The organism is Shewanella schlegeliana (genome assembly GCF_016765635.1).
In the GTDB taxonomy this organism is placed as follows: Bacteria; Pseudomonadota; Gammaproteobacteria; order Enterobacterales; family Shewanellaceae; genus Shewanella; species Shewanella schlegeliana.
The window spans coordinates 1-4,856 of record NZ_JAESVD010000020.1; the positions used below are offsets into that span (position 1 = coordinate 1).

Here is a 4,856-nt window from a genome sequence, read left to right on the forward strand (position 1 = left end):
TTTTAACATAATCCGCGTGACCTGGACAGTCTACGTGTGCGTAGTGACGTGATGGAGTGTCATATTCGATGTGAGAAGTATTAATTGTAATACCGCGCTCACGCTCTTCTGGAGCGTTATCGATCTGAGCGAAATCACGTGCAGTACCACCAAAGCTCTTAGTCAATACAGCAGAGATAGCAGCAGTTAGAGTAGTTTTACCATGGTCAACGTGACCAATGGTGCCCACGTTTACATGTGGTTTTACGCGTTCAAATTTTTCTTTAGCCATGGTATTGCCCCAATCCAAAGTATTTGGTGATGAAACTGCATATAGCAAAAAATCCGATGCATAAAAAATGTCATCGAATCAGTTAGTAAGATAATTAGATTGGCAAGAAGCAGGCTGGCGCTGATAGGTAGTCTTAAACGGGAAAAAGCACTCGAGACCGAGTGCTTTCTACTGATTAAGTATTATCAGCAAGATTTTGGAGCGGATGGCGGGAATCGAACCCGCGTTATCAGCTTGGAAGGCTGGAGTAATACCATTATACGACATCCGCGGAACCTACTTCAGGTTACCTAACTACCTAGAATATGGTGGAGGGAGAAGGATTCGAACCTTCGAAGGCTGAGCCGTCAGATTTACAGTCTGATCCCTTTGGCCACTCGGGAACCCCTCCAGAGAAAATGGTGCCGGCACCAAGAGTCGAACTCGGGACCTACTGATTACAAGTCAGTTGCTCTACCAACTGAGCTATGCCGGCGTGTCATTTCGGTAGCGGATATTATGGAAATGTGAGCGCAAGTGCAATAGCAAAAGTGAAATTTTATTGAAAAAAGACGTTAAATGGCGTTTTTTTATGCTTAACGCCCTCTTCGCGCCTATTTTTAAGGCGTTTAAAACAAATTCGTACTTTAAGCCAGCACCATGGTTCTCATTGCAGTTGTTCATAATAAATTCATAGTGTACTGTGCCCTCCTGAACGGAGAACTTCGCAATGTCGCAAACCAACCAAATTCACAACGCTCTTTATCTCGCATTTCAGCGCCTACAGTGGGCTGGGTTAAGAGACTCTGTGCCATTAACACTCAGTGAAAATGACTTGGGAGACCTGCGTGGTATCAATGAAAAGATCTCATTGTCTGAAGTCACAGATATTTATCTGCCTTTGAGTAGGCTACTTAACCTTAATGTTGGTGCAAAGCAGCAAAGAGGCTTGGCACTGAATGAGTTCTTAGGTCATGTGCCCCCTAAACGCCCTTATATTATTAGTATTGCAGGTAGTGTTGCTGTTGGAAAAAGCACTACCGCTCGTATCTTGCAAGCACTATTAAGCCACTGGCCAGAACACCCAAAGGTCGACTTAATCACTACTGATGGCTTTTTATATCCATTAGCCGAGCTTAAGCGACGAGGCTTGTTACAGCGTAAAGGTTTTCCTGAAAGTTACGATATGAAAGCCTTAGTAGAGTTTATTTCTGCCATTAAAGCTGGCGAGCCTGAAGTCAGCTCGCCCATATACTCACATATTACTTATGACCGTATACCTGATGAACTCCAGTGGATCCGTCAACCAGATATTTTAATCATTGAAGGCCTCAATGTATTACAAACGGGCCAAGACTCACCAGTTGATACACAACGTCCTTTTGTCTCAGATTTTGTCGACTTCTCAATCTATGTCGATGCTAATGAGTCACTATTAAAGAAATGGTATATAGACAGGTTCTTACAATTTAGAACTGGTGCGTTTAGCTCTGAAAGCTCTTACTTCCATCACTATTCTAAGTTAGGGGATGAAGAGGCTACAGCTACAGCCTCAAATATTTGGGATACGATTAACGGTCCAAATTTAACCTTAAATATTTTACCGACTCGTGAACGAGCTCATTTGATCTTACAGAAAGGACCCGATCATTTGATGGATCAAGTCCTTTTGAGAAAATAAGATTCAAACAAAAGTTCATTTTAGCGTAGAGTTAGTCTACCTTGCGTAGGCTGATCTCTCCGCCAATATAACTCTGAACTCCTGAATCGCAATCTAGCATAACAGCGCCTTTTTCATCGACACCACGGTAGATACCATGGATCTCATCCCCCCCCATTATTAACTTAACAGGTTGATCTTGAAATAAATCAGCTTTATTCCATCTTTGTTGGAATGGCTTAAGACCAGACTGTTGAAAGAGTGCCAAATCCTGCTGCAGTTGCTTTTGCAGTAATATAAGTAACTCAGTTTTATCAGGAACACTCTGTTGTCCAGTCAGATCACTCCAAGGCTGATCAATCAGTGCCCCATGCTGTTCGCCCATCGCCATATTCAGCCCAATACCGATGACTAAGTTACATTCGCTGTCAGTCTGACCGTTCATTTCGATCAATACCCCAGCTAATTTTCTACTATCAAGATAGATGTCATTTGGCCACTTAACCCCAACACCTTCAATACCTAACTGCTGTAACACCGACACGATAGAACAAGCCACAACTAAGCTCAATCCCATCGCTTGTGCCATCCCCTGAGGGAACTGCCAGTACATTGAGAAATATAGGTGGCAACCGTAAGGCGAAACCCAAACCCTGCCCCTACGTCCTCGCCCCGCAGATTGATATTCAGCAACACAAATATCACCCGATACTAACTCTTCTGCATGTTTCAAGATAAATGCGTTAGTACTTGGGATCTCATCAAAATAGAAGCTACGGTTGGAGATCTGACTCTTTAACACCCCCTCATTCACAAGAGAAAGCGAGCCGTTTAATTTGTAGCCCTTACCCTTAACGCTATAAATATCGATACCATATTCTTCTAAAGCTGCAATATGGTTGCTTACGGCAGTCCTAGAGACCCCAAGGGTCGACGCAAGTACTTCACCGGAAACAAATTCTCCAGTTGCCAGCTCAGATAGGATTTCTCGTTTTCGATTCCATTGCTCTGCCATGCTATAAGCTCCTCTCTCCATACGCACCGATCATTCTAGGTTCAGCTTCTAACGTTATGCCAAACTTCTGCTCTATTTTTTCTACTATTGACCCAGCCAAAATAACTACATCTTCGCTGGTCGCATCCCCAGTATTAACGAGAACCAAAGCCTGCTTATCATGTACCGCTGCACCACCAACCTTAAAACCTTTCAATCCCGCGCTATCGATTAACCAGCCCGCAGCAACTTTGGTTTTTCCTGCACCATGAGGGTAACCAACAATGCTTGGATAGCTCTTACTTAAGATATCGAACTTAGTACTATCGATAACTGGGTTTTTAAAAAAACTTCCTGCATTACCGAGTACTTTAGGGTCGGGTAGCTTCGACAACCGGGTTTCACAGATACAATCAAAAACTTGGCGAGGAGTCACCCCGTCAACATTTATTGCTTTTAAAGGCCCATATTCCAACTCTGGACGCCATTGCTTTGGCAATTTAAAACCGACCTGGGTAATCAGAGCCTTTCCAAGCAGCTGGCGCTTAAAAATCGAATCGCGGTAACCAAATTCACATCGTTCAGCGCTAAGGCGATTATACTCACCGGTAGTCAAATCAACGTACTCGACCCAGTCACAAAACTGTTCCATCTCAACACCATACGCACCAATATTTTGAATAGGTGCCGCGCCAACAGTTCCAGGGATCAGTGCTAGATTTTCCATACCCGCGAAGCCATGATCTAAACAAAAACAAACAAGCTCATGCCAGTTTTCTCCAGCAGCCACCGAGAGATAATAGTTGCCAATATCCTCTGTAATATCAATTCCCTTTGTTTCAACAAGAACCACTGTACCGTTAAAATCATCACAGAATATAACGTTGCTACCGCCTCCTAAGATCAACATAGGCTCACTGGCTTGATAAAGGCTGCAACAGGACTCTATAAGCTGCTCAGTTGACACAGCATGAACTAATTCACGACATGAATGTGCTAAGGCAAACGTATTAAAAGGCTTCAATGAAAAAGGAGGGTTAGCTTGCATCAGGGTATCTTTTGGAGTCAAAACACTATTGTAGCTTAAAGTAACAAATCGAAGAAGTGCCGAGCGTTTTAAGCTTTTGCAATCCAATTATCTCCACTCTTACTGAACGCAGTTACTACTTAAATTTAACGTACGAAACTCTAGTGAAATGAACATTGAGAGAAAAAGCGCTTTTGATGAAAATCGCAAATTTAGGGGGTGAAAAAAGCCTCCACTTCTTTTCAATAAGATGCATAGAGGTTTTCGTTTTAATATTTGTGAGAGGTGAGCTTACGAACGCGAAGCTCGGGAGGACTAGCTTTTAACAAGAAGCGAACCCGTGCACCTTTGATACGCGAGACAGACCGACAACCTCTAATGAAAAGCCCTAATATCTCCTTGGACGGAGTGTATGCTCAACATTGTCTGGAGCAATGTGAGTCCAGCTGAACTACGAAGTGCATGGATACACAAATGTCACGAAGACCATGGATGGTTGAGAGTGACCGCTCCTTTAGCAACCTGCATGCGCATTTCACTTTAATTTTTCTTTGGACCACGCATATGAAAAAAGCCTCATCTTTCGATGAGGCTTTCGTCTTTATGTTGGCGGAGCGGACTTGTTCTTATCAAGAGACGAACCCGCGACCCCGGCGTGACAGGCCGACTTTCTCTAATGAAAAGCCCTAATATCTCCTTGGATGGAGTGTATGCTCAACATTGTCTGGAGCAATGTGAGTCCAACTGAACGACGAAGTGCATGGATGCACAAATGTCACGATGACCATGGATGGTTGGGAGTGACCGCTCCTTTAGCAACCTACATGCGCATTTCGCTTTAATTATTCTTTGAAAAACACATACGAAAAAGCCCTGCTATTTCTAGCAGGGCTTATCGTAATGTTGGCGGAGCGGACGGGACTCG

The 4,856-nt window shown here is 43.6% G+C and carries 4 protein-coding genes and 3 tRNA genes; 1 reads left to right on the forward strand and 6 read right to left on the reverse strand.

What is annotated here, in order from left to right; translation table 11 throughout:
- The 4 genes from JMA39_RS21035 to JMA39_RS21050 form a co-directional block, all read right to left on the reverse strand.
- On the reverse strand, nt 1–271 hold a 271-nt coding region (locus tag JMA39_RS21035), incomplete at its 3' end, for a GTP-binding protein (RefSeq protein ID WP_237732959.1).
- Nucleotides 272–468: 197 nt separating this feature from the next.
- A tRNA-Gly gene (locus JMA39_RS21040) sits at nt 469–542 on the reverse strand.
- Nucleotides 543–577: 35 nt separating this feature from the next.
- Nucleotides 578–662 (reverse strand) — tRNA-Tyr (locus JMA39_RS21045).
- 8 nt (nt 663–670) lie between these two features.
- A tRNA-Thr gene (locus JMA39_RS21050) sits at nt 671–746 on the reverse strand.
- Nucleotides 747–980: 234 nt separating this feature from the next.
- On the opposite strand from JMA39_RS21050, the gene coaA reads away from it, so the two are divergent.
- On the forward strand, nt 981–1,931 hold the full coding sequence (gene coaA, locus JMA39_RS21055) for a type I pantothenate kinase (RefSeq protein ID WP_202723840.1): 951 nt from the start codon (nt 981–983) through the stop codon (nt 1,929–1,931).
- 31 nt (nt 1,932–1,962) lie between these two features.
- Here the strand turns inward: coaA and birA are convergent, their stop codons facing one another.
- Together birA and murB are read right to left on the reverse strand one after the other, a co-directional pair.
- On the reverse strand, nt 1,963–2,925 hold the full coding sequence (gene birA / locus JMA39_RS21060; protein WP_202723841.1) for a bifunctional biotin--[acetyl-CoA-carboxylase] ligase/biotin operon repressor BirA: 963 nt from the start codon (nt 2,923–2,925) through the stop codon (nt 1,963–1,965).
- 1 nt (nt 2,926) lies between these two features.
- Entirely contained in the window at nt 2,927–3,952 is a 1,026-nt protein-coding gene (gene murB, locus JMA39_RS21065; RefSeq protein ID WP_202723842.1) for a UDP-N-acetylmuramate dehydrogenase, read from the reverse strand.
- Nucleotides 3,953–4,856: the final 904 nt, after the last annotated feature.